A 25,592-nucleotide genomic window follows, 5' to 3' on the forward strand; every position below is an offset into this window, starting at 1 on the left:
TCCCTAGTATGAGAGCATCCTTGGCTGTTGGTTAAATGTGGGCTGGTTGTAGTTCGTTGGATTCAACGCCATGCCCATGCTGTAATTTGGCAGCACGTTTCAAACGCAGCGAGTTGGTAACCACAAAGACCGATGAGAAGGCCATGGCTCCAGCCGCCAAGAGTGGCGAAAGTTGCCAACCAGTCAGGTTGTAGAACAAGCCTGCGGCAATTGGAATGCCAATCACGTTGTAGATAAAGGCCCAGAACAAGTTCCAGCGAATCGTAGTCATGGTACGGCGCGAAAGTTCAATTGCCTGTGCCACGCCCACCAAATCGCCGCGCAACAAGGTGATATCGCTGGCTTCAATCGCGACATCGGTGCCTGTGCCAATTGCCACGCCAACATCAGCTTGAGCCAAGGCCGGAGCATCGTTTACGCCATCGCCAACCATCGCCACCAACGTACCATTGGCTTGCAATTGCTTGATCGTGGCAGCTTTGTCCGCTGGTAGCACATCGGCAATCACTTGCTCGACCCCAGCTTCGCGGCCAATCGCCTCAGCAGTACGTTGATTGTCGCCAGTCAGCATCACCACTTTTAGCCCCAATTTGCGCAATTGCTGAATAGCGGCTGGCGAACTGGCTTTGATCGTATCGGCAACTGCTAACACACCAGCAAGTTGTTGCTCAACCACCACAACCATAGCGGTTTTGCCTTCCGATTGCCATTGATCAATCGTGGTTTGGATGCTGCTCAGCTCGTAGCCTTGTTCGCGAATCAAACGCGGACTGCCAATCACCACCTTCTGTTGATTGACTTCCGCTTCGATCCCGCCGCCAACAATTGCCTTGAAGTTTGTAGCTTGACCAAGGGTTGCGCCACGGGCAGCCGCACCTTGAACAATCGCCTTACCCAAGGGATGCTCCGAACCACGTTCGGCAGTCGCAGCAAGGGCTAGCAGCGTTGCTTCATCACCCAAGGCTAGCACATTGGTCAGGGTTGGCTTGCCTTCGGTAATTGTGCCAGTTTTATCGAGCACAATCGTTTGCAACCGCACGGCGCGTTCAAGGCTCTCAGCGTTTTTGATCAAAATGCCATGTTGTGCGCCAACCCCAGTGCCAACCATAATTGCCGTCGGCGTAGCCAAGCCCAAGGCACACGGGCAGGCAATCACCAACACAGCCACCGCGAAAATCAGCGATTGCGTAAAACCAACGCCGCCAACCCAATACCACAGGCCAAAGGTCAGCAAGGCAATCGCAATTACAATTGGCACAAATACGCCCGAAATTTGGTCGGCTAGGCGTTGAATTGGCGCTTTGGAGCCTTGGGCTGCTTTGACTAAATTGACAATTTGCGCTAAAGCGCTGGCCTTGCCCACCGCCGTGGCACGTAATTGAAAACTGCCAGCATTGTTGAGCGTCGCGCCAAATACGCTATCGCCAACCCGCTTTTCAACCGGCAACGATTCGCCAGTCAGCATCGATTCATCAACTGCCGATTGCCCCATTGTGACCACGCCATCAACCGGAATTTTCTCGCCAGGCCGCATGACCACAATCTCGCCAGCTCGCACTTCAGCCACCGCCATTTCAACTTCAACCCCACCCCGCAGCACGCGGGCAGTTGGCGGCTGAAGATTGATCAAAGCGCGAATAGCTGATGAGGTAGCGCTTTTGGCTTGGGCTTCGAGATATTTACCCACCAAAATCAAGGCCACAATCATCGCGGCAGTTTCAAAATAAACGTGGCCGCTCAGTTTGAACAGCAGCACTGCCAAGCTAAAACCATAGGCAGTCAGCGAACCGAGGGCAATTAGCGTATCCATATTGGCGCTGCCATGCTTGAGATTAACCCATGCTCCACGAATAAAATCGCGCCCACTATAAAACACCACGGGCGTTGCCATCAGGCCAAACAGCCATGGCCAGAGGTTGTAGAAGGCTGGCATATCATGGCCCATGCCAGTCATATCGCGAGCGCTGCCCAGCCAAATCGGGCTAATTAAGCTAAAGTCGTGCATCATCGAGACGATCATCAGCGGCACGCCCACGATCAACGCCACAATCAAATTGGTGCGTTTGCGCTTGAGTTCAGCCTGACGTGCTTGAGTTTCGCTATCCTCAGCATCGTCATCCTCGCCTGTATCAATCACCCCATAGCCTGCTTTGGTCACGGCGGCTTTAATCTGCTCAAGGCTGGCTTGATCAGGCAGGTAGCGGATGCTTGCAGTTTCGGTTGCCAAGTTAACCGTTGCTTCTAATACGCCATCGACTTTGCGCAAGGCTTTTTCGACCCGCGTGACACAGGCGGCGCAGGTCATTCCGGTAATTGGCAGCGTGCGTTCGGCAGTAATCACGCCATAGCCGCCTTTTTCGACCGCAGCGATTAAGTTAGTTGGGCTAACCGCTGCTGGGTCAAATGCCACGGTTGCCGATTCGCTGGCTAAATTGACGCTGGCCTCAGCAACTCCGGTGACCTTCTTCAAATTGCGTTCGACGCGCGTCACACAAGCGGCGCAGGTCATTCCGGTTACTGGCAATGTAAGTGTCTTTGTATCCATACCATACCTTCAGATCTGGTGAGTTAAGCAGGATGACGGGCTGACTGGGCAACCCGACCTAGCCTCGAAACTTAATTTAAGGGAATTGTATTCGTAAATGGCGAAACATCGTAGCCTGCTTCGCTGATTGCCGTTACCAATTGATCGCGGCTAACTTGCTCGTTGCTTTCGACTTTGACGGTCTTGCTGGCCAAATCGACAACGACATTTTGAACTCCAGCAACTGCGCTAACTTCGTTGTTGATCGCATTAACACAGTGTTGGCATGAGATGCCTGGAACGTTGAAGCTTTCAGTTTTCATTGCATTACTCCTTATGATGTACCACCCCCCACCCGGGGGGTATGCATAAACCATAACACGCCATTTTGGGCTTGTCAACCGATGAAATTTTGAGGGATGAATTATGAAGGATGAAACACTAGACCATGAGCTAGAGGAATATACCTACTACTTGATTGATTCATTCATTCCTATAGCCAAAAGCCGATAGCCATTCTTCGTGCAGCTTCGTGTCCTTCGTGGATCAAACCCAACAACCTTCTAGTGCTTGACATTTTCGCCATGGTAGCGCAGATTGAGCCAGGATTCTTTTGATTTAGGTTGATCTATGAAAATTGGCTTTTTGATTGATGATCATATGCACCGCGCTGGTGGCATTCAGGTATATGTTCGTGGTTTGTACCATTATTTTCAAAGCAAAGGTCATGAGGTGGTGATTTTTGCTGGTGGTAGTCAGTTTGATAATAGCAAATTAGCTGAGCGGGTTATCTCTCTAGGCGTTTCAGTTCCCACCTATGGCAGCGGTTCAAGCACCTCACTGCCAATCTGCATCGAATCGAATCGACGCTTGCGCGAGATTTTGGCCGAAGAAGCTTGCGATGTCTTGCATGTGCAATCGTTGCACTCGCCGACCTTGAGCGGGCGGCTTTTGGCGAATTCCAAGGCTTGTCATGTTTCAACCTTTCATATTCGGGTTGATGAGGCTTGGAAATTGCAGGCCTTGCGATTGGCAACCGCGCTTGGCCCCGATTTGTATCGGCATATTCATGGGCGAATTGCTGGCTCACGGGCGGCGCTCGAAACGGCGCAGGCAATTTTTGGCACAAAAGCCGAATATACAATTATTGCCAGTGGCATCACGAGCGATCGCTTTGATGCAGCGGTGAATTTGCCACGCTTACATCAATATAACGATGATAAAATTACGCTCTTTACGCTTGGGCGCTTGGAGCAACGCAAGGGCGTGGAGTATCTGCTACGGGCTTATGCCTTGCTCCAAAAGGATTATCCCAACCAATTGCGCTTGGTGATTGCTGGCGATGGGCCATTACGCGAAGAATTACAAGCCTTGGCAGCCCAATTGCGATTGACTGATGTCGAATGGCTGGGCTATGTGACCGATCTGGCCTTGCCGCATTTGATGGCGAGTGCTGATATTTTTTGTGCGCCAGCGATTGGACAAGAGAGCTTTGGCTATGTATTGGTTGAGGCGATGGCGGTTGGCTTGCCAATTGTGGCGGCAGCCAATGCAGGCTATGCCGGAGTGTTGGCCAATCATCCAGGTAATTTAGCAGTGCCGCCGCGCGATCCACGAGCGATGGCTGGGGCGATTGCTAGTTTTGTTGCCAGCCCTGCCGCCCGCAAACGCCTGCGCCAACTTAATCTGCAAGCGGCTAAAGGCTATAGTTGGCAAGTGATTGGCGACCAAATTATGGAATTCTACAAAAAAACCATGGCGCAAACTGTGCAATAGTACCAAGTGCTTAGGCGGTTTTTTGTGTAGTTTGCATAACAGGTGCTTAATAATCTTGTGCTATAGTATGGCTATGCCAACGGTGGCAACGAACCCCAATGTGGTGGATTCTAACGATGAGCTATCTAGAGGAGGCGCATATGCGTTCCCATGATTATTCAATCGAAGAAGCCGCCGGATTAATGCAGCTCTCAGAAGATACCGTGCGGCGTTGGGTTAGCAAAAAGTTGATTGGCTCGTATCAACTTGGGCGTGGCTGGCGAATTTCCGAAGACGAGATTCAAAATATTTTGACGGCACGACACGAAATGGAGCAAGAACGCCAATTTGCCCCAAGTGCAGCCTAGGTTCCAAAATATCCTTGCAGACAACACAAAGCAGGCTGGATTCTTAGCGAATCCAGCCTACTTGTTTAATTCAGGCCGCTGAGAACTTAACCATCTCTGCCTACAAATTTATCTTGTGGCGATATGCACCGCAACCGCACCAAAGCCCAATTGCTTCCAAGTTACATCGTGCCAGCCACATTCAGTGATAATGTGGGCTAGCTCAGGCGGCTGCGGGAAGATCGAAGCTGATTGGGGCAAGTAGGTGTAGGCACGATTGTTGCCGCCCACAAGACTGCCAATAATCGGCACAATATTGTTGAAATAGAACTGATGGCCCCAACGTACCAAGGGATTTTTAGGCCGCGCAACTTCCAAGCAGGCCAATTTGCCACCTGGCTTGGTTACCCGTGCCATCTCGCTAAATGCCTGACGAATATCCACAATATTGCGCATCGCAAAGCCTGTCGTCACAATATCGAATGCTGCTTCCTCGAAGGGCAAGTGCATACCATCGCCATTGATAAAGCTATGGCCAAGCGTATCTTGCTCGCGTTTAGCTTGGCCAGCCTGCATCATCGCCAAGGTAAAATCGAGACCAACGACGCTGAGCTGGGGCATGGCTTGTTGCAAAATCGGCAGAAAATCGCCAGTACCCGAGCCAACATCTAAGGCCCATATCGCTTGAGGCTGTTTGATGCGCTTGGTTGCCCAACGCCGCCAGCCTTGATCCAGCCCAAAGGTCATCAGTCGATTCATCAGATCATAGCGTTGGGCAATCGCTGTGAACATGGCATTGACATAGACCGCCTTCTGATCGGATTGTGGCAAAACTGACATTATTCAAGCTCCAAGCCAGCCCATTGCTGGTTACGATCAAGCTCAGGGCTTAGCCCCAAGCCAACTAAGGCGCGGGCTGCCACAAAATCGACCACCTCGGCAACCGTAGTTGGGCGAGCATAGAAATTGGGCATTGGCGGTACAAGCCGCACGCCACGTTGGGATAACCGCAGCATATTTTCCAAATGCACGCTCGATAGTGGGGTTTCGCGCGGGACGACGACTAAGCGCCGTCCCTCTTTTTGGGTTACATCGGCCACCCGTAGCAGCAAATTATTGGCAAAACCAGCCGCCAAGGCTGCAACTGTGCCCATCGAGCAGGGCACAATTAGCATGCCATAGACTGGATACGAACCGCTAGCAATCGTCGCCGCTTGATTATTGGGATTATGCTCGGTGATCAAGCCTGAAGCCTGCCAACGCGCCACGGCTTCAGCCCAAGGATAGCCTTGTTCTTGTCGCCAAACGATCCGCGCCGATGACGTAGCAATCAACTCAATCGGGTGTTCCAAAGCAATTAAACGCTCGATCACCCGATCAGCGAGGGCCGCTCCGCTGGCACCACTAACCCCAACCACCACTGGCAAACGCTTACTCATCGTCCCATAGCTCCAATAATTCGCGCCATTCGTTTTCAAGTTCTTCGCGACGAGCAGCATAGTAGATATGATCAACGCCATCTTCATCGCGATAGACCAGATCGACCTGTGAGCGCATTGGCCGCATATAGCCGATGTTGCCCCACCAACGGACTGCCGCCTCATCGATTGGCAGATCTTCGAGGAACATTCGCGCGGCATATTCGCGGACTGTGCCTTGCTCAAGATCTTGGTCGCGCCACGGGTCGCTGACCTCGCCACTGCGCAAATTGCGGAAGCGGAACGAGCGGCCAAAATCGCTTTCTTCCATTGCCACAACTTCGATGCCAGTGGTTGGCGGCTTGACCCGAATCAAATTGAGCCATGCTTCGGTCAATTTGGCGCGAGTTACGTCGTTGAAGGTTTGGAAATCTTCATCTTCTTTATTTTTCATGGCCAGATCGAAGCGAATTTTTTCGTCGTTGCCGTAAATTCGCCACAGCCCGCCGCGCCCTTTCCAACGATATTTGCGATCGCCCCAAGGCATCCAATCGTCTTCGCCGTCGGTTTGCGCATCGTCGAGGGGAGCAGTAAAGCCGCGTGGCACACTAATGGGCGCGTGATCATCGTTGACATTCAGATCAACGCCGAAATTATCGTTGATGCCCAATAACGAGCGCCAGCCTTCGCCGAGACCCCATTCGGAAACACCATAGAAAATATGGTCGATCACACCTGAAGCATCGCGATGAATCAGATCGTATTTGGTGCGATTGCCTTGTTGGAAGGTACGCCACACACCGAGCCGCCCATACCAACGCACATCTTCGTTGAGGTCAATTTTGGCATCGCGCAATTCTTCGTGGCGAGCGATGGCATAAGCCCACAAACCTTGAGCACGATCACGCTCAACCCCAGTGGTAGTGCGCAAGTCACGCACTTCATAGGTCCAAACTGCGTTGCGTTTTTGTTCGCTAACGATCTCGACCCCAGAGCGTGGCAATTCTAAATCTTCGCCATTATCGAGTGGCGACATAGTGCTGCGAACCAAGGCTCGGCGGGCAAGTTGCAATAATTCTTCGCGATTGGCGACGTGAGTTTGATCGTCGCGGCGCACATAGACTGAGCCATTGCTAGCGACGTAAGGCGGCAATTCTTCAGTTTTAACTTCGATCCGCACCACATCACGTTCTTGATATTGCATTAATTCTAGGCTGAGGCTGGGCTGAGGGTCGAGATGTTGGGCTACGAGTTGCTTAATTTGCTCGCTAATCACAGTTGGCGAGACATTTTGCTCACCATCAGTACCGATTAACAAAACCCCGCCGTCGGCATTGGCGAGGGCGGCAATATCGTGCCAAGCTTGCGCCAAATACTCCTCGGTTGCCGGCCGGGCAATTAAGTGGCGCGAATCGCCATTCAGTCGCACGTTATCAATCTCCCATTGCTTTTGGTCGCGGCGGGGCACGCGAACCTTATCGATTTGCTTGCTATTGAACAAGGCTTTGAGCGCATCAAACGAGGCTTCGGGCAACAAGGCCTCGAAATAGCGATCGCCTACGCCATAGACTTTTTTGCTTTCTGGATTATCGGCATCAGCCCGACTAATGCGATGGGCATCGGAGCCTTGAATGCAAAACATTGGCCGTTCGTAATAGGTATGTTGGCCATTGTAGAAATTTGGGCTAAGGTAGCTCTCGTGCGAAGCGTAGAAATGCACAAATTCTAAGGCGTGCAAATAGGGGCTTTGGGTGGCCGCGACGCGTGATTGACCGCTATTGCCAAAGCGAATTGACTCGCTGACCACGCCAGCATGGGCATTGACATGGGCGGCGATAACAATCCCGCCAGCGCGATGAATAATTTCGTAGGCTTCGGTCACATGTTTGGTGTTGGAGATTGAGCACGAGCCAGCTTTTAATTCTTGGGCGGGAATCCCCAATTGCAACAAAACCGCTTCGAGCACGCTCAACGGGGTCTTAGGGGAAAAGAGCGCCAAAATATGTGAGCCATAATGGCTAGTAAACTCAAAACCTGGCAGCACCGTCAATTGAGCCAGCAATTGTTGATATTCGCCGTAGCGTTCGCGCTCCTCGGGCGTACAGCGATCAGCTTGGACAAAACGTTCGAGTAAGGCTAGCTCATCGCGAAATTGTTCATAGCCGCGAATCGTGTTGTGGTCGGTAAAGGCAATAATATCGAGTTGGTGGGCGGCAGCAGCCCGCAAAATATCGAGATAACTTACCTCTGGTTCAGCATAATCTTCAGATGCTGGTGTATGGATATGTAAATCTAAACGCATCCATCGCTCGGAAATCGCAGATACCTGCTCATCGCTAAAGGTCATTTTCCGTTTTACTCCATCAAGATCAATGTTTTTATTTCGCCAAAAACTCTCGACTTCTCAAGCCGATTTTGCTCGTCATGATACCTCAATCTGCTCAGGGCAGCAATTTACTTAAAATTGACCAATCGATCGCAAATATGTTCTACTGTTTCCCGTGAAACCATTAATTTCTCACCAATTTGGCTTAGTTATCAAGAAGTTATCCACAGCATGTGGATAACTTCGGTTAATTGCTAATGTGGAAAAGCTGTGGGAAATGTGCATAACATAGCCAAATTAGGCATTAACGTTAATTCAATGTTAAGCAACCCAAGATCGTTGTGCATATGTTTCACAAGCCAACCGAAGCATTACCCAAAAAGAACAGCGCACCCTTTGGATTAAAGGTACGCTGTTTGATCAATCGGCTAAATGTTTCCCGTGAAACATTTAGGCCGAGTAAGCCCAAGCCTCGCCAGGTTGCAACGCAACGATTTCGGTATTGAGCTGAAGTTTGTTTAATTCGCTCTTCAAAGCTGCCGGGTTACCATGCAAGGCAGGGAATGTGCCATAGTGTTCAGGGATAGCAAATTTAGAGCCAATTAATTTGAGTGCATGGGCTGCCTGACGTGGCCCCATCGTATAAAAATCGCCAATTGGCAAGATTGTCACATTCGGCTGATAAATCTCGCCCATCAGGGCCATATCGCTATGCACACAGGTATCGCCAGTGTGATAAACCACGCAGCCATCGGAAAATTCGAGGATAAAGCCACAAGGATCGCCCAAGTAGAGCGAAATACTGCCGCTGGTGATGCTGCTGCTGTGGTGGGCTGTGGTTAAGGTTGCTTTGATGCCAGCAATCTCGATACAACCACCTTTGTTGAAGCCAATACATTGTGTCGCATCGACACCTTGGCCTTGCACCCAACCAATCAGTTCAACGATGCCAGCGACTGGTGCTTTGGTTTGCTGAGCCAGCGTGATAACGTTACCAGTATGATCCATATGGCCGTGCGTGAGCAAAATTGCATCAACGTTTTCGAGTTCGGCTTTAGCAGTCTCGGGAAAGCTAGGATTGCCCTCGTACCAAGGGTCAAGTACAATCCGTTTGCCTTCGGGCGTGACAAATAAAAAGCTGGCGTGACCAAGCCAAGTGATGGTTGTGTTGGCCATGAATTAATCTCCTTGCACACCAAAATACAGCTACTCACTAAAATTCTACCACAGCCGCTCGAACAACGGCAGGGTTTCCAAAGGCGCAGGGTAATTGTAGAGCCAGGTTTCGCCCTCGAATTTCTCACCAGTCCAATAATCGCGCCAACCACCTTCGGGTAAGTAGATGTCGCGTTGATAGTGGTTGGCTTGGAGCATTGGCGCAACCAAGTATTGCTCACCAAACAGCCATTGATCGCCAATAAAACGCGTACTGGCATCGTCGGGGTAGTGCCACCATAATGGCCGAACTAAAGGAGTACCGTCGGCAATTGTCGCTTGCAACAATTCGGCAATGTATGGCTCTAGCTCAGCGTGCAATTGAGCATAGCGCTGGCAAATCTGGCTGGTTTCGACATCGTACTGCCATGGCGCGATCGAAAATTGCATCGCTGGCAATAATGCCGTGACTTGCGTCCAACGAATCAGCAACTCGCGTTCGGGGAATTCACCGTTATAGGCATTGCCGCCGATCATATCGGGCAGCACATAGGGATAGCCGATCACGCTCATGGCGAGGGCTTGGGTTACGACCGCATGCAAGCCATTATCCATCCCCCAGCGGCTCCATTTATCCCACTCACGGAAGAAGATTGGCTGCTGTTGCGAGCGCCAACCAGTTCGTACCTCTGTCCATTGCCACGATTTGGCCACAAAGGCCACATAGCGATCACTATATTGGTTGGGACTCATGGGCAGTTGGGTTTTGGCTTCGGCGGGTAGAAAATTGCCTTCAGCCCCATCAAATTTAAAGCCATCGATGCCATACAAGGTTTGCAAGCGCTCTAAACCTGCTTGCCACCAAGCCAAGGCGGCGGAATTCGAGACATCCAACAAACCGCCCCAACCTTGCCACCAACGGGTTAAATAAGGTTGATCATTCGCAGGATGTTTGACCAAATAGCCGTTGGCAGCAGCTTCTGCAAAGGCCGCGCTCTTAGGATCGAAAAACGGTGGAATCCACAGGGTTACTTTATAACCAAGCTGATGCAATTGATCAACCATGGCCTTGGGATCGGGAAACTTGGCCCGATCGAATTCCAAGTCGCCATAAGCAGTTTGCCAGCGATCGTCGATCTCCAGCACCGAATAAGGATACTGTTGGTCGATAATTTCTTGAGCAAACGCCAAAGTCTGTATTTGATCGATATCCATTTTATAGCGTGCCCAGGTTGTCCAAATTGGCTTGCTAAACATTGCCAAGGGTGGAGCCGCCTTGGGATAGCCTAATTGTTGAATGACTTGTTGGGTTACAACGCTAACATTTTCAGCAATCAGCAGATCGAGCACCAAGCGCGTGCCTGCATAATAGGTTTCGCTGCCATCCAAGCCTGCCCCAAATGGGGTTGGCGAAGGAAACTGCACTAGCCGAATCACGCCCGCCGGATCGCTATCGATTGTGACATGCAATGGGCCGGTATCTTCGGCCACGATAAACGCCACGCCATTCGCGCCAATCCAAGCTGGTGTAACAATATTGAGTGTGCCATCATTGGCATGGTCATAGGTCATGAAGGGTTGGCTTTGCACCCCCGCCAAGTTAAGCGGCCAACTTTGAATCACTCGTTCGCCCATGCCATACCATGAGCCTGCTGGTTGAACACCAATGGCTAAGCCAATTTGGGCAACCTGATGTTTCACGTGAAACACCAAACGATAGCCTATTGCTGTCGTTTCGAGATTAAGCTCAAAGCTTTGGTTATCGAAACTGGTATATTGCACCGTATCAAGCTTAGTTTGCACCCCCAACGCTGCAAACTGCGAGCCATAAGCCTGCAAGTAGGGCTGAATCGTTAAGACCTCTTCGTCATCACGTTGAAACACCAATAAGCCTGTTGATTCGAGAGTGTATGCCATAAACGCCTCACGTAACGATCACTATGTTGCCAGCTATTATAGTTGGGGATGAAGAACATATATGAGGGGTCAGGGATCAGTAGTCAGGGATCAGGGGTGAGGTTTAACGTAGAGGCGCAGAGAACCAAAGGATGAGGGATGAGGGATGAGGTGTGTGGCATAGCGCAATAATCAAAATAATCTGTGGAATCTGTGGCTAAAAAACTTAACCTTCGCGTTCTTCGCGGTTTCAGTTCTTCATACTCTTCATGGAGCAAGCAACGTTTCACGTGAAACATGCAATTTTGCGCAAAATTCATACGCTTGAAACTTCGCTAAAATCGTATAATTCAAAACAAATAAATTCATTTTATCCTTCTACAAAAACCTATTTTATATTTATTTGTAAAGATTTTTATTTTATTTAAAACCTCGTTCGTTCAGTTGACAAAGTATTGGCTGTCGGCTATGATCGCAACACCAACAAAGTTTGTTTGACGACACAACAAATCGCGGACAACGCAGTTCAAATAAAACCCCTTACCAAAGGAGCCGTCCATGCGTGACACTGCCCATCGTCGGAGCCTGATCAGCCGTGTGCTGCTGATCATCATGCTGTTGTCGTTAATGATCCCCACTTTCAGCCAACAAACGCCTGTGGTCGCTGCCCAGCCTGCCCCGTTTGACTTGGCGCTCAATCAAGCCCCAACTATTGCAAATGCTCAAGTTAATTGGTGTTTCGCTGGCGGATTCCAAGGCTGGGACAATGCTGCAACACCCGCCAATGACGAAGGTCTCGCTGGCGATTTAGTCGCTGGCGATGGCATCTATTCATTGGATGTCGAGATCGCAACTGCTGGCCGCTCTGAATGGAAGGCTGTTGTTTGTGGCGATTGGGGGAATTCAGTTCCGGCTGGACCTAATGCTTGGATGAACACCACCCAAGCCAATCAAACCGTCAAATTGACTCTCGATACCAACAACTATAGCGGCAATGCTGGCAATCATGGCGTGCCAAGCAACAATATTATTCATGCCTACGATAGCGATTTTGCCAACTGGACAGCGGTTGGCTCGTTCCAAAGCACTGCTTGGGTTAACAACGACCCAACCACAGCCATGACCAATATTGGCAATGGCTGGTATTATTTGGCCTACTCTGTACCAGCCGCTGGTACATACGAAGGCAAAGTTGTGCATACCGGCGATTGGACAACCCAATATACTGGGGTTGGCCGCGCTGCCGATCAAGGCAATATCAGCTTTACCACCACCCAAGCCAACCAAATGGTGGTCTTTTTGCTCGATATCAACACCAGTCGCCTGACGATTCGCCCGCAAACCACTGGCAATGCAGGCCCATGGTGTGCTCCAGGTACATATCAAACCCCACAATGGCAAGAAGCTGGTAACCCCTTGGTCGATAACGGTACCCAAGGCGACTTGGTGAGCGGCGATGGAGTTTTCAGTCTTGATGTGGTGATTCCAACTGCTGGCACTTATGAATGGAAGGTCAATGCCTGTAATTGGGCGACCGCCTTCCCACCTGCCAACGCTTGGATTTACACCGACCAACCAAACCAAACAGTAAAATTGTTGTTTGATAGCAATAATCACGCTGCTGACAACGGCTGGGATTTGCTGCCAACTCAAAATGTGGTCAACGCGCTTGATGCAGCGGATGATTTCACAGTGGTTGGCGCATTCCAAGGCTGGAGTAACAATAATCCAGCTACCCAAATGACCCAAATCGCCCCAAATCAATATGTGTTGCGCTACACGATTGCAGCACCAGGCGATTATGCTGCGAAGTTCACCCGAACAGGTTCATGGGTCGAGCAATACAATGCCCAAGGTCGGGTCTTCGATGCGAACGATCCCGCACCCATCGGTTTTACCACCGTCAATCTCAATGAAACTGTGGTGTTCTATTTAGATAATCGCACTGGCCGCTGGGCAATTACGCCTCAAGGTGATGGTGAAACACCAGATCCACTTCCTTGCGACGGCGTGATCAGTCGTAATGCAATTGAACATCAGAGCCGCGAATCGCTCTATCGCGTGCCATTTGGCGCAGCTCCGCTCAACCAAGCAGTCACATTACGGTTGCGCACTGCCGCCCACGACATCAATCAAGCGCGGATTCGCTTGTATTACACCGCTAACAATGGTCAAAATATCCAACGTATGACTAAAGTGGCCAGCGACGAAACCTATGATTATTGGGAATACACAGTACCAGCCCAAACTGAACTAGGAGTGATTTACTATCGATTTATTCTTGATGATTGCGGATTAACCCTATTCTATGAAGATGATAATCGCTTCGATGGTGGCTTAGGTGAGGTGGTCAACGTCAGCGCTGATCGCTCGTGGAATATCTATATCTACGATCCAGCCTTTACCACGCCTGAATGGGCCCAAAACGCCACAATTTATCAAATTTTCGTCGAGCGTTTCCGCAACGGCGACCCTAGCAACGACCCAACTGGTGTAGCAACCGATACGACCTACCCAGGACGTGGGTGGTTCTACCCAACCGAGCGCGGCCATCGCTTCCCCGTCACCCCGTGGAACTCGATCGTGCCCGATCCCGAGCCATTCACCGACCAAAATAATCCATGGTGGTCAACTTATAGCAGCACCATGTATGGCGGCGACTTGAATGGGGTGCAAGAACAACTCGATTATTTGCAGGATTTGGGCGTAACCACGCTCTATCTCAATCCGATTTTCGATAGCCCATCCAACCACAAATACGATGGTCGCGATTATCGCAACGTGGATGAGGCTTTTGGTGGGCAGCAAGCCTTTGATGATTTGGTTGCCGATGCCCATGGCCGTGGCATGACTGTTGTACTCGACGGTGTGCCCAATCACGTCAGCAGCGATAGCCCCTTCTTTGATCGCTTTGGTCGCCACGCTGAAGTTGGCGCATGCGAAAGCATCACTAGCCCATATCGCACTTGGTTCTTCTTTGAGCCAGCCGCTGAGCCCGGCACAGGCGTTTGTGCTGGCGATACCAATTATCGTGGTTGGTTTGGCGTAGCCACGTTGCCCCAAATCAACACCAACCATCCCGAAGTAATGGCCTATTGGTTTGGTACGCCTGGAGGCAATCCCAATTTAGATAGCAACACCGCCAGCTACTGGGTCGATGGCACAAACAAAGCCGACGGCTGGCGCATCGACGTTGTGCCCGATGTGATTGGGGTCAACCCAACCTTCTTTGAAACTTGGCGCGATGTGATGAAAGCCGCCAATCCCGATGCTGTGCTCTACTCCGAAACCTGGAGCGAAGGCGATGTCCGTGATCGGGTACTGGGCGATGAATTCGATAGCACCATGAACTATCGCTATCGCCGCGCGGTCTTGGGTTTCTTGCGCGATACCCGCTGGGTCGATAATGACGGCGGCCAAGAGATCGATCCGCTCTTGCCTAGCCAATTTGTCAACAGCTTTGAAACTATCCGCGAGGATTATCCAGAGCCAGCCTACAATGCGGCCATGAACTTGATCGACAGCCACGATACCAATCGGGCAGTCCATGTGCTCAACGAATTGGGCTTTACTGGCACTGGCTACGATCGTCAACCAGTCGATAATTTTGTTGATGCGCGGCATCGTTTATCGTTGGTTGCCGCTTTGCAAATGACCTTGCCAGGTGCGCCAACCATCTATTATGGCGATGAAGTTGGCTTAACTGGCTATGGCTTCGATGTGCCACGCGACGATCCCTATAACCGCCAGCCCTACCCATGGACTGACGAAGCAGGTTACAACAGCTTGCCTGAATGGCGCAAAGCTGACACCAATTTGTTAGCAACCTATCAACGGCTTGGCCAATTGCGCCGCGATTATAGCTACCTGCGCACAGGTTCATTCGATGTGATGACCGCCGACGATGCCAACAAAGTTTTGGCTTATGGTCGCAAGGATGAAAACGGCGCGGCAATTGTGGTGTTCAATCGCGATAGCCAAGCTCATAGCATCGAACTAAACTTGGCTGGCTACGTGCCAACTGGTACGGTACTAACCCGCACCATGCCATTGACCCAAACTGGTTTATTGCCAGCAACCGATGTTACAACCTATACCTTCAGCGTTGCCCCACAAAGCGTTGGCATTTGGCTAACGCCTGATAGCGTTGATATGAGTGCCCCTGCTGCTCCAACCAATTTGCAAGTGACTAATCAACTGTCACAAAGCATCGAGCTTGGCTGGAACAACGTCGCAACTGCTGAAAGCTACAATATTTATCGCTCAATCGTTAGTGGTGGCGGCTATGAGTTGGTTGGCAATACCACCAGCACCAATTTCAGCAATGCCGATCTAACTCCAGGCCAACGCTACTACTACATTGTCAAAGCGGTGCGCAATGGCTTGGAAAGCGACGGCAGCAACGAAGTTTCGGGCTTGCCAGCCTATGTAATCAATTGGTCGAATCTACAATTCCCAACCACAATCAACCATACGATCAGCATTACCAACCCAACCACAAATATTTATGGTCGGGTATACATCGAAGGTGTGACCAGCGAAGCTGGCGCAACTCCAAGCCTGTTGGCCGAAGTTGGTTATGGCCCCGATGGCTCACAACCAAGCGCCGCTAGCTGGACATGGTTCGCGGCTAATTTCAATGTACAAGATGGCAATAACGATGAGTTTGTAGGCAACCTGCTGCCCAACAGTATCGGAACCTTCGATGTAGCCTATCGCTATAGCACCGATGGCGGCACAACGTGGATCTATGCTGATCTCGATGGCTCAGATAATGGCTACTCACCAGCCCAAGCAGCCAGTTTGATTGTTGCAGCAAGCAGTGATACGACTGCACCGACAGCTCCGCTCAATTTGCGCGAAGTGCGGCGCTCAGCCGCGCAAATTGTGATTGGCTGGGATGTTTCAAGCTCCAATGATACCTATCGCTATGATGTGTATCGTGATGGCGACGCGATTGCCTCGGTATTGCATCCAACCACGGTCTTCACCGATACCGAAGTAACCGCAGGCATTACCTATACCTACCAATTGAAGGCGCTTGATGGTTCGTTCAATCAATCGGAATTCTCGAATAGCGTCGATATTCGTGCCGAGCAACGGGTGATCGATGTGACCTTCCGGGTCAAAGTGCCAGTTGAAACCCCAACCAACGAAAGCGTCTATGTCGCTGGCAATGATGGCACGGTTTTCAACGGCGCATGGACGGCAAACGGTCAAATCATGCAACGAGTGCTGACCGATACTTGGGAATTCAATAAACAAATTCTCGAAGGCACAGCCTTGGAGTATAAATACACTCGTGGCGCGTGGGAGCGAGTCGAATCGTGGGGCACGATTGAGGGCTTCAACAATCGCCGCGTAACCATTGAATATGGCAACAACGGCCATTTCGTTGTTGATGATACTGACACCAACTGGGGCACTGGCGACGATAACCGCAAGGCCGTCCAAGCTTGGCGCGACCCCTTGGTCAGCAGCAGTTCAATTGCCAATAACGCGGTTGATGTTGCGCCAACAATTCAGCCATCAATTACTTGGTCGCAAGTTGTTACCGCAACCACCCCGATCAGCCAAGTATTGGTCCTGACCAATGCCCAAAATCAGCCTATCGCTGGAACAGTGGTCGCTACCAGCCCAACAACCTTCAGCTTCATCCCCGCAGCACCACTGCCAAACGGAACCTACACGCTAACCGCATTCAATGTACGGCGGGTCATTGGTGATCCATCGCCAATGCAACAACGCTACGTTGTACGCTTCACCGTTGGCCGGAAAATCTTCCTGCCAATGGTTGGACGTTCAAACTAATTTCATTCTCCGCCCGCTAATTGAATACCGATAATGGTGTCGGGGTATTGTTGATGGCCTAGCCATCACGATACCCCGTTTTGCACCGCTCAATGCTGAGGCTCTGTTGGTCGTTGTGAGGATGGTCTAGGCCGCCATCGTTGTAAGCACCAACAGGGAACATAGGTAGCCGAGCGTTCGACGCTAGGTTTGGTGTGCCTAAAATTTGGCGCAAGGCTCCTATTGAAACGTTGGTGTTTCACAACAAATACTCTGAACAACGAAGTAAACGGAGTCATTAATGCTAAACAAACGATTTGGCGGATTGCTCGCGTTGGTGCTGTTGGCCTTGGCGTTGTTGCCAAATCCCAAGTCGGTCGCTGCTGGGGATAATAATGTGCATTGGGATGAGCTGTATCATGCTGCTCCCAGCGCTAACCCACGCGTTGAGCTTGTGCCAGGCGAAAGTTTTACCTTCCAACAAGGCGAAGCTAATGGCACGATTGTTTCAACTACCAATGTGCAAATTTCAATCTTGGCACTTGCTGGCGATCTAACCAGTGCTCAAATTCGCTACTGGAACGGAACCGAGCAAATTGTGGCGATGAGCAAAGTCAAAACCTTGACTGCCAGCTTTCGCAATACCGCCAGCACCAGTTACGATCTGTGGCGCGGCACAATTCCAGCCCATGCTGCTGGCTCAACCGTATATTATCGGGTTCGGGTGTATGATGGCAGTATTTTAGCCCTACTCAAAGCCCAAAATGGCAGCTACGTCAATCCACGTGGCCAACATGTGCGTGGCGCAAACTATGATCCCGATGATTATAGTTTTACGGTGCAAAGCGGCGGCACTCCCACAGCTACCCCGACGCTTGCTCCAACCGCCACCAACACGCCAACCAGAACGCCCACGCCGATTGGTACAATCAGCGCTACGCCGACCCCATCGCGCACTCCAACCGCTACTGCTACCAATACCCCAACCCCAACGGTTTCAGCCACTCCATCAGGGGCTTGCAACGGCGCAGCGGTCGGCAACAACACGATCATCAGCAACGCGATTTACCACGATAGCACCAACAGCGTGTATCGCGACCCACTTGGTTCGCTGCAAGCAGGCCAATCGGCTAGCATTCGTTTGCGCACCTGTAGTAATGATGTTAGCGCTGTGAGTTTATCAGTCTGGTTAACTGGCGCACCATTCAGCCAACCATCGTTCACCTATCCATTAAGTGTGGTGAGCAATGATGGAACCTACGCCATGTGGCAAGCCAGCGTGCCAGCCCCCAGCACTTCAACCGATCAGTGGTATCAATTTAAGCTAACCGATGGCTCGACGATTGGCTATTATGTGGTTGCCAACACCAGCAACACAGGCCCAGGCGTGTGGAGCGCCACCGCGATTGATCGTTCGTGGAGGTTAGGAACGGTTCCAGCGCCACCGCAAGATTATGCCGTGCCAACATGGCTGCAAGATGCAGTGATCTACCAAATTTTCCCTGATCGCTTCCGTGATGGCGATAGCAGCAATAACTTCAACAATCTGCGGGTCTATGGCCCAAACACATGCAACGGCTACAGCGGCGCAGGTGCACCCAACTGTTTGGCTTCGATTCATAGCAATTGGAATGAAACACCAACTACCCCGGGCTATGGCATCGATTTTTATGGCGGCGATTTGCAAGGCATTGTCGATAAAATCAATGCTGGCTATTTCAACGATCTTGGCGTGAATGTGCTCTATCTCAACCCAATTTTCGATGCTTCCTCAAACCATGGCTACGATACCAACGATTATTACGGCATCAACCCTCGTTTCGGCAATTTGGCAAAATTCGATGAAATGATCGCCGCCGCCGATGCCAAAGGCCTCAAAGTTATTCTCGATGGCGTATTCAACCATGCAGGTATGGATAGCATCTATCTGCAAGGCTACCCAGGCTACAAAACCGACCGCTGGACAGGCATCAACGGTGCTTGTGAATCGGCAGCATCGCCCTATCGCAGTTGGTTTACCCAAGGCTCGGCTGGCACTAGCGGCTCGTATCCATGTGCTGGCGGCTGGGGATGGAAGGGTTGGTATGGCTATGAAACTATTCCCGAATTTATCGAAAACGACCCAGTTAAGCAATTTTTCTATCGTGATGGCAGCGCTCAAAGCCCCAACGGTAAATCGGTTACCCGCTTCTGGCTCGAACGGGGTATCGCTGGCTGGCGCTTCGACGTAGCTCAAGATATTACCCACGCTTGGTGGAGCGATATGCGGCCCTACGTCAAAAATGGCTATGGCGATAGCGAAAGTTTATTGCTTGGTGAAGTCACTGGCGGCTGTGATTGGGGCTTATATCGCGCCTATCTCAACCAAAACGAGCTTGATTCGGTGATGAACTATTGTTTCCGTGATTGGGCGGTGAGCTTCGCTAATGGCAATACACCTAGCTCATTCGACAGTAGCTACAATGCTTTCCGTGCCCAAATGCCTGCTACCCCGTGGTTTGGCCTGATGAACTTGGTCAGTTCGCACGACTCAACTCGTGCCTTACGCTTGCTCAACGACGATAAAGCTCGCATGAAATTGATGGTGCTGTTGCAAATGACCCTGCCAGGTGCGCCATCGGTGTATTATGGCGATGAAGTTGGGGTAACTGGTGGCGGCGATCCCGATAACCGTCGCACCTATCCTTGGGCCGATAAAGGCGGCAGCCCCGATACGGCGATGTATGCCCATTTCAAGAAATTGATCGGTCTACGCCGCACCTATCCAGCGCTCAGCAGTGGCGATGTGGCAACCTTACTGGTCAATGATGCCAGCAAACTGTATGGCTATCGCCGCTGGAAGGGCACACAAGAGGCGGTTGTAGTGCTCAATAACGGCACGGCCAACCAAACTGCGACCGTCAACGTCAGCCATTTAGCCAACGGCACAGTCTTAACCGATGTCTTGAATGGTGGCAGTTACACCGTCAGTAACGGCCAATTGACCTTGCCAGTTTCTGCCCAATCGGGCGTGGTGCTGGTGAAATAATTGTTCCCTCACCCCAACCCCTCTCCTCGCTCTGCGGGAGCGGGGGCTAGGGGGTGAGGGAATTCAAAATTCCAGCTCGCTAGTTTCGAGCCAACCAAAACGTTGCCAGCTAATATAACCACGCTGATCAAACTCGATGCCTTCAGCTTCTAAGCGTTGACGTTGCTCAAGCGCCGTATGTTCTGGGCAATTGGTCGAAATCCGGCCCTCGCGATTAACCACTCGCCACCAAGCCACGTCAGGATATTGCTCATCCAAGGCATGCAAGGCTTTGCCAACTGCCCGCGCATAGCCAGGGTAGCCTGCTGCTAGAGCCAACCGCCCATAATTTACAATTCGGCCTGCTGGCACTTGTTTGAGGGTTTGATAAATTGCCGTCAAAAATTCTGTACTCATCGATTCGCTCACTGGTAGATTTCGCTACCAGCACTTTAGCATGGAACACAACGAAGTAGGGGTCAGGGGCTAGTTGTCAGGGGTTAGGGGATAGGAAGCTGAGAGATAGGAACCACAACACGAAGCGCACGAAGGGGTCAGGGTTCAGGGACGAGGGATCAGCTTTGCATTACCTCACCCAACCATAAATCCCTGACCCCTGATTGCCGGCCCCTGAATCCTAAAATACTCTCTGCGCCTCTGCGTTAAGGTTTGGATCTAGCGTCCACTATTTTCACGGCGAGCACGTGAGGCCGCATCAATCGTAACTGCCAATAAAAGCACCGAGCCAGTTACGATAAATTTGATCGATGACTTGAGCGCCAGCAAATCCATGCCATTAGCAATCGCCCCAATCACCAGCGCACCCAACAAGGCCGACCAGATCCGGCCACGCCCGCCAAACAGGCTGGTACCGCCGATCACCGCTGCCGCGATTGCATTCAACAACACATCGCCATCGCCTGATGATTGATTGGCCGCGTTCAAACGTGAGGCGGCCAAAATCCCGCCACAGGCGGCGAGTGCCGAAGCCAGCATAAAAATCGTAATCCGAATCCGATTAACGTTGATCCCTGCGCGGCGAGCAGCCTCGGTATTGCCGCCAACTGCATAGACATAGCGGCCAAAGCGCGTACGCTGAGTAATAAAATCAAAGATAATCAAGAAGGTCAGGAAGATAATGACTGCGCTTGGTACGCCTTGAATTGGGTTGCCAGCAGCGTTGGCATTGCGGTTGACGCTCATCATTGCAACCCCTGCCAAGACACTTGCACCAACCACGCCAACCCGCCAAAATACCCCGTTCAACGAGCCAGTTGGCAATTCAGCGGCGCGGCGGCTGCGATATTCGTTGAACACAATCAGGGTATAGATCACCACACTGACGATGCCCAAAACCCAGCCAAGCCAAATTGGCAGCTTATAGTTGGCAATATCATTAATAAATTTATTGGTGATGTTGATGCTGCCTGTGTCGCCAAGCACCCGTAGCCGTGACCCTTGCCAAGCTAGCAAGCCTGCGAGGGTAACCACGAACGAGGGCACACGGAAGGATGAAATCCACCAGCCTTGCAACAGACCAACCAAGGCTCCCACCACAATCGCCCCAATAATTGCCACGCCTGCGGGCAGATTATGGCGTGAAACCAACACCGCCATCACTGCTGCCGCCAAACCGCTAACTTGGCCAGCCGAAAGATCAACCTCGCCAAGCAGCAAAATCAGCACAACCCCAGTTGAAATTGTGCCCATCGCGGCAATTTGCACCATCAAGTTGGTCAAGTTGAGCGGCGTGAGAAAGTTTTTATTGATACTTTGAAACACCAGCGCAATAATAATCAAGCCAATAATCACTGGCAGCGAGCCTAGGTTGCCTTGGCGAAAGCGTTCGGCTAATGCTTCGCGCCAATTGTTAGGCGCAGCAGCAAGATTCGTCGGTTGCGTTTTCATCATTCGGCCTCTCCATAGGCATTGCTGGGCAGCATTGCTCCAGTAATCGCGCCAATCACTTGTTCGTTGGTACTACGGGATGTGTGGAAGGTAGCGACCCGTCGCCCCAGTCGCATCACAATGATGCGATCCGAGACTTCAAACACATCCGCAACATTATGACTAATCACCACCACAGCCAAGCCGCGATCACGCAAACGCATAATCAAATCTTTGACTTGGCGGGTTTGCTCAACACCGAGTGCCGCAGTTGGCTCATCGAGCAACACAACTTTGGAGTTCCACATCACCGAGCGAGCAACTGCCACCGATTGGCGTTGACCACCAGAAAGATTGGCAATTTGCACCCGCACACTAGGAATTTTGACGCTCAGATCGCGCAGCACTTCAGTTGCCCGACGTTCCATCTCGGTTTCATTCAGCAGATCGAGGGATTTAAGCCCGCTGCGGCGCACATTTTCGCGGCCAAGATAAAGATTGGAAACCACATCAAGATTATCGCACAAGGCCAAATCTTGGTAGACGGTTTCAACCCCGAGGTCGGTGGCATCGCGTGGGCTATTGACTGAAACGACCTTGCCTTCAAAGACATAATCGCCCTCGTCGGGTTTGTATGCTCCAGCGATGGTCTTAATCAGCGTCGATTTGCCTGCGCCATTATCGCCAACCAACGCCACCACCTCATTCGAGAAAACCTCGAAATCGACGTTGGAGAGTGCTTGAACTGCACCAAAGCGTTTGCTAATTTGGCGCAATTGCAAGACAGGCATCGCTGCTTCTGTTGCTGTCATGACATATTCCTTTTGCTGTGGGTCAGTGGAGTAGTCGCTGGGCTGGCTGTGTGAGCCGTGCCAACCCAGCGACACAGAGGTTAGTTATTGAATACCGGCATCAGTACAGGCCTTGGCAAAATCGCCAGCACAGATCTGATCAACTTTGTGGAATTGGTCTTTGATGATCGTGTCTTTGACGTTTTCTTTGGTCACAGCAATCGGGGTCAGCAAGATTGAAGGAACATCAATTTTGCCGTTGTTGACTTTGCTGGTGGCTTTGTCGGTGGTTTTGCCTTCGAGCAAGGCAAAGGCCAATTCAGCAGCGGCTTCGGCTTCAGGCTTGATGGCTTTGTACACAGTCATGTATTGGTCACCAGCCAAAATCCGTTGCACTGCCGCCAATTCAGCATCTTGGCCAGTGACTGGGGGCAATGGTGAGAGACCGCCAGCCTTCATGGCGGCAATCGCACCGCCACCCGTGCCGTCGTTAGCAGCATATACGCCATCAACTTTGTTGCCCATGCTGGTCAACGCTTGTTGCATTTGGTCTTGGGCTTTGTCGGGGCTCCAGTCGGGGGTGTCGTATTCATTGGCGATGGTCAATTTGCCAGCGCTAACCAATGGATCAAACACGCTGTGAGCGCCAGCTTTGAACAATTTAGCGTTGTTGTCGGTTGGTGAGCCGTTGATCATGACGATCGTTGGGTTAGCGATGCCTTGTTTGTCTAATTGCGCGACCAAGCTTTCAGCTTGCAACTTGCCAACTGATTCGTTGTCGAACGAAATGTAGTAGCTCACGCCATCTGAGTTGAGGATCAAACGGTCGTAGGCGATGACTGGTACATTTTGGGCTTTGGCTTTGTCGGCAATCGAAGCAGCAGCGGCTGAATCAACTGGGTCAAGCACCAGCACTTTTGCGCCGTTGGTCAAGGCTGCTTCTGCTTGTTGCAATTGCAAGCTTGCATCTTGATTGGCGTTGTTGTAAATCACCTGACAATCTGGGCAAAGCTCTTTCATTTTGGCTTCGAAGTAGGGGCGGTCAGCTGTTTCATAGCGGGCAGTTTTGGCATCGGGCAAGAACAAAGCAACGACTTTGCCGCCACTGCTGGTTGTGCCACCAGTCCCAGTGGTTGGAGCAGTTGTGGCGCTCTCGCTGCCACAGGCTGCGATCACACCAGAGATGAGGATTAACAAGAGGGAAGTGAATGCGCTACGCCGCACGTTCATAGAGTGGACTCCTTCGTCTGTTAAGACCTACAATCGTCATTGATACCGAATTGTGCGAACAAAAAGCCAACCAAATCGAACGAACCTGCTCCTTGTGAGAAGCGCACCAATGCCCTAGACCATCATCAAAGCTACGCTGAGCGAACCATTGCTTTTTTCTGTAGGTGTAGATTTGCCATGATGGGTAGTTGGTTGGTGGTGGGTTGCCTAAGTTGCGTAAATTCGCCGCTTATGGCACGATAGTATGTGCTGACTGATGTAACGCTAGTGTACGCCAAAGCTGTTGGTCAACAAAACCCCCAATCCCCCAATCTTCCTAGGGTCTTTCCCCTAGTTGAATGGGGGGATTTCCCCCTAAAGCGAGGATTTGCATGCAACTCAATGGCGAGCGTCAGATTCGAATTGTGGTAGCCGATGATCATGCGGTCGTGCGAGCTGGCATTTCAACCGCGCTAAGCGATTTGCCCAATGTTGCAATTGTGGCCGAGGTTGGCGATGGGCCTGGCGTTTTGGCCGCGCTCGATCTGCAACCAGATGCTTTGGTGATCGATGTCAGCATGCCCCAATTCGAGCCGTTGCAAACAATTCGCCAAATTCGCATGCATTATCCCCAACTCAAAATTCTGGTGGTCAGCGCCTACGATGATGATGTCTATGTGCAAGGGCTGTTGCAAGCAGGAGTCGATGGCTACCAACTCAAAGATCAACCGTTGGCTGATATTCGTTTGGCCTTGCAACGGGTGTTGGCTGGTGAACGTTGGGTTTGTACACCCTTGCTTTCTAAATTGATGCGCGGCGTGCCTGTAGTTGAAACTGGCATGACTCCGCGCCAACGTGAATTGCTGTGGTGTTTGCAGCAGGGCGATGATAACCATGCAATTGCCCGGCGGATTGGCCTAAGCGTCAAAACCGTTGAAAATCATCTTACGCGGCTGTATCGTCAAATTGCGGTACAAAGTCGGCTTGAAGCGGTGCATTATGCTGCTCAACACCCGCAATTGCCGATGATGCCAACCAGCAGCCAAACGATCGCCCCCAGCCAAGCCCTCAGTGTGTTGATTGTTGATGATAATTTGCGCTATCGCCAACACGTTAGCCGCATGATTAGCAAAATGCAGCCCAATTGTGCTGTGGTTGAGGCCGCCCATCAAACTGAGGCTATGGCGGCAATTAGCCAACGCTTGCCAGATTTGGCCTTGGTTGATGTGGTCTTGGGCGATGAAGATGGGATTAGTTGCGCCGCTCAAATTAAGCAACAATCGCCCAATACCCGTGTGCTACTGGTCAGCGCCTACCCCGACCGCGAGTTTCATCGACGCGGCTTGGCAGTCGGGGCAGTCGCCTTGCTCGATAAAAAAGACCTCGATGCGGCAGCTCTGCGCTTGTTGTTGGAAGATGTGTAAGCGAGGGGTCAGTTGTCAGGGGTTAGGGGTCAGGATTGAGATCCACGAAGGACACAAAGGACG

At 51.2% G+C, this 25,592-nt stretch carries 16 protein-coding genes; 5 read left to right on the top strand and 11 right to left on the bottom strand.

The features are described 5' to 3' along the window. Positions 1 to 31: 31 nt before the first annotated feature. Together ABEB26_RS21625 and ABEB26_RS21630 are read right to left on the bottom strand one after the other, a co-directional pair. Positions 32 to 2,545 carry a heavy metal translocating P-type ATPase gene (locus tag ABEB26_RS21625; protein WP_345724162.1) on the bottom strand — a complete coding sequence of 838 codons (2,514 nt, stop codon included), beginning with the start codon at positions 2,543 to 2,545 and terminating at the stop codon, positions 32 to 34. 71 nt (positions 2,546 to 2,616) lie between these two features. Beyond that, entirely contained in the window at positions 2,617 to 2,847 is a 231-nt protein-coding gene (locus ABEB26_RS21630; protein ID WP_345724164.1) for a heavy-metal-associated domain-containing protein, read from the bottom strand. Between the two features lie 307 nt (positions 2,848 to 3,154). Here ABEB26_RS21630 and ABEB26_RS21635 point away from each other — a divergent pair, with 307 nt between their 5' ends. Together ABEB26_RS21635 and ABEB26_RS21640 are read left to right on the top strand one after the other, a co-directional pair. Next, on the top strand, positions 3,155 to 4,300 hold the full coding sequence (locus ABEB26_RS21635; RefSeq protein WP_345724165.1) for a glycosyltransferase family 4 protein: 1,146 nt from the start codon (positions 3,155 to 3,157) through the stop codon (positions 4,298 to 4,300). Between the two features lie 140 nt (positions 4,301 to 4,440). Beyond that, complete coding sequence (locus tag ABEB26_RS21640) at positions 4,441 to 4,647, top strand: helix-turn-helix domain-containing protein (protein WP_041304855.1); 207 nt, start codon at positions 4,441 to 4,443, stop codon at positions 4,645 to 4,647. A gap of 108 nt (positions 4,648 to 4,755) precedes the next feature. On the opposite strand, the gene ABEB26_RS21645 is transcribed toward ABEB26_RS21640, so the two are convergent. The 5 genes from ABEB26_RS21645 to ABEB26_RS21665 all read right to left on the bottom strand — a co-directional run bounded on the left by ABEB26_RS21645 (position 4,756) and on the right by ABEB26_RS21665 (position 11,442). Continuing rightward, positions 4,756 to 5,466 (bottom strand): ubiquinone/menaquinone biosynthesis methyltransferase, encoded by a 711-nt coding sequence (locus ABEB26_RS21645; RefSeq protein ID WP_345724166.1) that lies wholly within the window; start codon positions 5,464 to 5,466, stop codon positions 4,756 to 4,758. Continuing rightward, on the bottom strand, positions 5,466 to 6,065 hold the full coding sequence (locus tag ABEB26_RS21650) for a UbiX family flavin prenyltransferase (RefSeq protein ID WP_345724167.1): 600 nt from the start codon (positions 6,063 to 6,065) through the stop codon (positions 5,466 to 5,468). The genes ABEB26_RS21645 and ABEB26_RS21650 overlap by 1 nt, the downstream gene beginning before the upstream one ends. Continuing rightward, a complete protein-coding gene (locus ABEB26_RS21655; RefSeq protein ID WP_345724168.1) occupies positions 6,058 to 8,391 on the bottom strand; it encodes an RNA-binding domain-containing protein in 2,334 nt (777 codons plus the stop codon). The genes ABEB26_RS21650 and ABEB26_RS21655 overlap by 8 nt, the downstream gene beginning before the upstream one ends. 429 nt (positions 8,392 to 8,820) lie before the next feature. Then, positions 8,821 to 9,546, bottom strand: a complete 726-nt coding sequence (locus ABEB26_RS21660; protein WP_345724169.1) for a metal-dependent hydrolase — start codon at positions 9,544 to 9,546, stop codon at positions 8,821 to 8,823. A 45-nt stretch (positions 9,547 to 9,591) separates the two neighbouring features. Beyond that, positions 9,592 to 11,442 carry a TIM-barrel domain-containing protein gene (locus tag ABEB26_RS21665; protein ID WP_345724170.1) on the bottom strand — a complete coding sequence of 617 codons (1,851 nt, stop codon included), beginning with the start codon at positions 11,440 to 11,442 and terminating at the stop codon, positions 9,592 to 9,594. Between the two features lie 537 nt (positions 11,443 to 11,979). Here ABEB26_RS21665 and ABEB26_RS21670 point away from each other — a divergent pair. Beyond that, the gene (locus tag ABEB26_RS21670) at positions 11,980 to 17,232 is read left to right on the top strand and encodes an alpha amylase N-terminal ig-like domain-containing protein (RefSeq protein ID WP_345724171.1); all 5,253 of its coding nucleotides are present in this window, start codon (positions 11,980 to 11,982) and stop codon (positions 17,230 to 17,232) included. 280 nt (positions 17,233 to 17,512) lie between these two features. Further along, entirely contained in the window at positions 17,513 to 20,239 is a 2,727-nt protein-coding gene (locus ABEB26_RS21675) for a glycoside hydrolase family 13 protein (RefSeq protein ID WP_345724172.1), read from the top strand. Between the two features lie 63 nt (positions 20,240 to 20,302). Here ABEB26_RS21675 and ABEB26_RS21680 read toward each other — a convergent pair whose 3' ends face one another. From ABEB26_RS21680 to ABEB26_RS21695, 4 genes are all read right to left on the bottom strand, one after another. Next, positions 20,303 to 20,635: an MGMT family protein gene (locus ABEB26_RS21680; protein WP_345724173.1), complete on the bottom strand. Its 333-nt coding sequence runs from the start codon at positions 20,633 to 20,635 to the stop codon at positions 20,303 to 20,305. Positions 20,636 to 20,893: 258 nt separating this feature from the next. Then, a complete protein-coding gene (locus ABEB26_RS21685) occupies positions 20,894 to 22,129 on the bottom strand; it encodes a sugar ABC transporter permease (RefSeq protein WP_345724174.1) in 1,236 nt (411 codons plus the stop codon). Further along, the gene (locus tag ABEB26_RS21690; protein WP_345724175.1) at positions 22,126 to 22,917 is read right to left on the bottom strand and encodes an ATP-binding cassette domain-containing protein; all 792 of its coding nucleotides are present in this window, start codon (positions 22,915 to 22,917) and stop codon (positions 22,126 to 22,128) included. The genes ABEB26_RS21685 and ABEB26_RS21690 overlap by 4 nt, the downstream gene beginning before the upstream one ends. An 84-nt stretch (positions 22,918 to 23,001) precedes the next feature. Further along, complete coding sequence (locus ABEB26_RS21695) at positions 23,002 to 24,126, bottom strand: sugar ABC transporter substrate-binding protein (RefSeq protein WP_345724176.1); 1,125 nt, start codon at positions 24,124 to 24,126, stop codon at positions 23,002 to 23,004. Positions 24,127 to 24,497: 371 nt separating this feature from the next. On the opposite strand from ABEB26_RS21695, the gene ABEB26_RS21700 reads away from it, so the two are divergent. Then, positions 24,498 to 25,529: a response regulator gene (locus ABEB26_RS21700; RefSeq protein ID WP_345724177.1), complete on the top strand. Its 1,032-nt coding sequence runs from the start codon at positions 24,498 to 24,500 to the stop codon at positions 25,527 to 25,529. Positions 25,530 to 25,592 lie beyond the last annotated feature (63 nt).

The organism is Herpetosiphon gulosus (genome assembly GCF_039545135.1).
GTDB lineage: Bacteria > Chloroflexota > Chloroflexia > Chloroflexales > Herpetosiphonaceae > Herpetosiphon > Herpetosiphon gulosus.

Coding starts and splice junctions, on each gene's coding strand:
- ABEB26_RS21645 (WP_345724166.1), bottom strand. CDS start 5,466: ATGTCAGTTTTGCCACAATCCGATCAGAAGGCGGTCTATGTCAATGCC.
- ABEB26_RS21650 (WP_345724167.1), bottom strand. CDS start 6,065: ATGAGTAAGCGTTTGCCAGTGGTGGTTGGGGTTAGTGGTGCCAGCGGA.
- ABEB26_RS21670 (WP_345724171.1), top strand. CDS start 11,980: ATGCGTGACACTGCCCATCGTCGGAGCCTGATCAGCCGTGTGCTGCTG.
- ABEB26_RS21635 (WP_345724165.1), top strand. CDS start 3,155: ATGAAAATTGGCTTTTTGATTGATGATCATATGCACCGCGCTGGTGGC.
- ABEB26_RS21680 (WP_345724173.1), bottom strand. CDS start 20,635: ATGAGTACAGAATTTTTGACGGCAATTTATCAAACCCTCAAACAAGTG.
- ABEB26_RS21655 (WP_345724168.1), bottom strand. CDS start 8,391: ATGACCTTTAGCGATGAGCAGGTATCTGCGATTTCCGAGCGATGGATG.
- ABEB26_RS21660 (WP_345724169.1), bottom strand. CDS start 9,546: ATGGCCAACACAACCATCACTTGGCTTGGTCACGCCAGCTTTTTATTT.
- ABEB26_RS21640 (WP_041304855.1), top strand. CDS start 4,441: ATGCGTTCCCATGATTATTCAATCGAAGAAGCCGCCGGATTAATGCAG.
- ABEB26_RS21625 (WP_345724162.1), bottom strand. CDS start 2,545: ATGGATACAAAGACACTTACATTGCCAGTAACCGGAATGACCTGCGCC.
- ABEB26_RS21665 (WP_345724170.1), bottom strand. CDS start 11,442: ATGGCATACACTCTCGAATCAACAGGCTTATTGGTGTTTCAACGTGAT.
- ABEB26_RS21675 (WP_345724172.1), top strand. CDS start 17,513: ATGCTAAACAAACGATTTGGCGGATTGCTCGCGTTGGTGCTGTTGGCC.
- ABEB26_RS21690 (WP_345724175.1), bottom strand. CDS start 22,917: ATGACAGCAACAGAAGCAGCGATGCCTGTCTTGCAATTGCGCCAAATT.
- ABEB26_RS21685 (WP_345724174.1), bottom strand. CDS start 22,129: ATGATGAAAACGCAACCGACGAATCTTGCTGCTGCGCCTAACAATTGG.
- ABEB26_RS21700 (WP_345724177.1), top strand. CDS start 24,498: ATGCAACTCAATGGCGAGCGTCAGATTCGAATTGTGGTAGCCGATGAT.
- ABEB26_RS21695 (WP_345724176.1), bottom strand. CDS start 24,126: ATGAACGTGCGGCGTAGCGCATTCACTTCCCTCTTGTTAATCCTCATC.
- ABEB26_RS21630 (WP_345724164.1), bottom strand. CDS start 2,847: ATGAAAACTGAAAGCTTCAACGTTCCAGGCATCTCATGCCAACACTGT.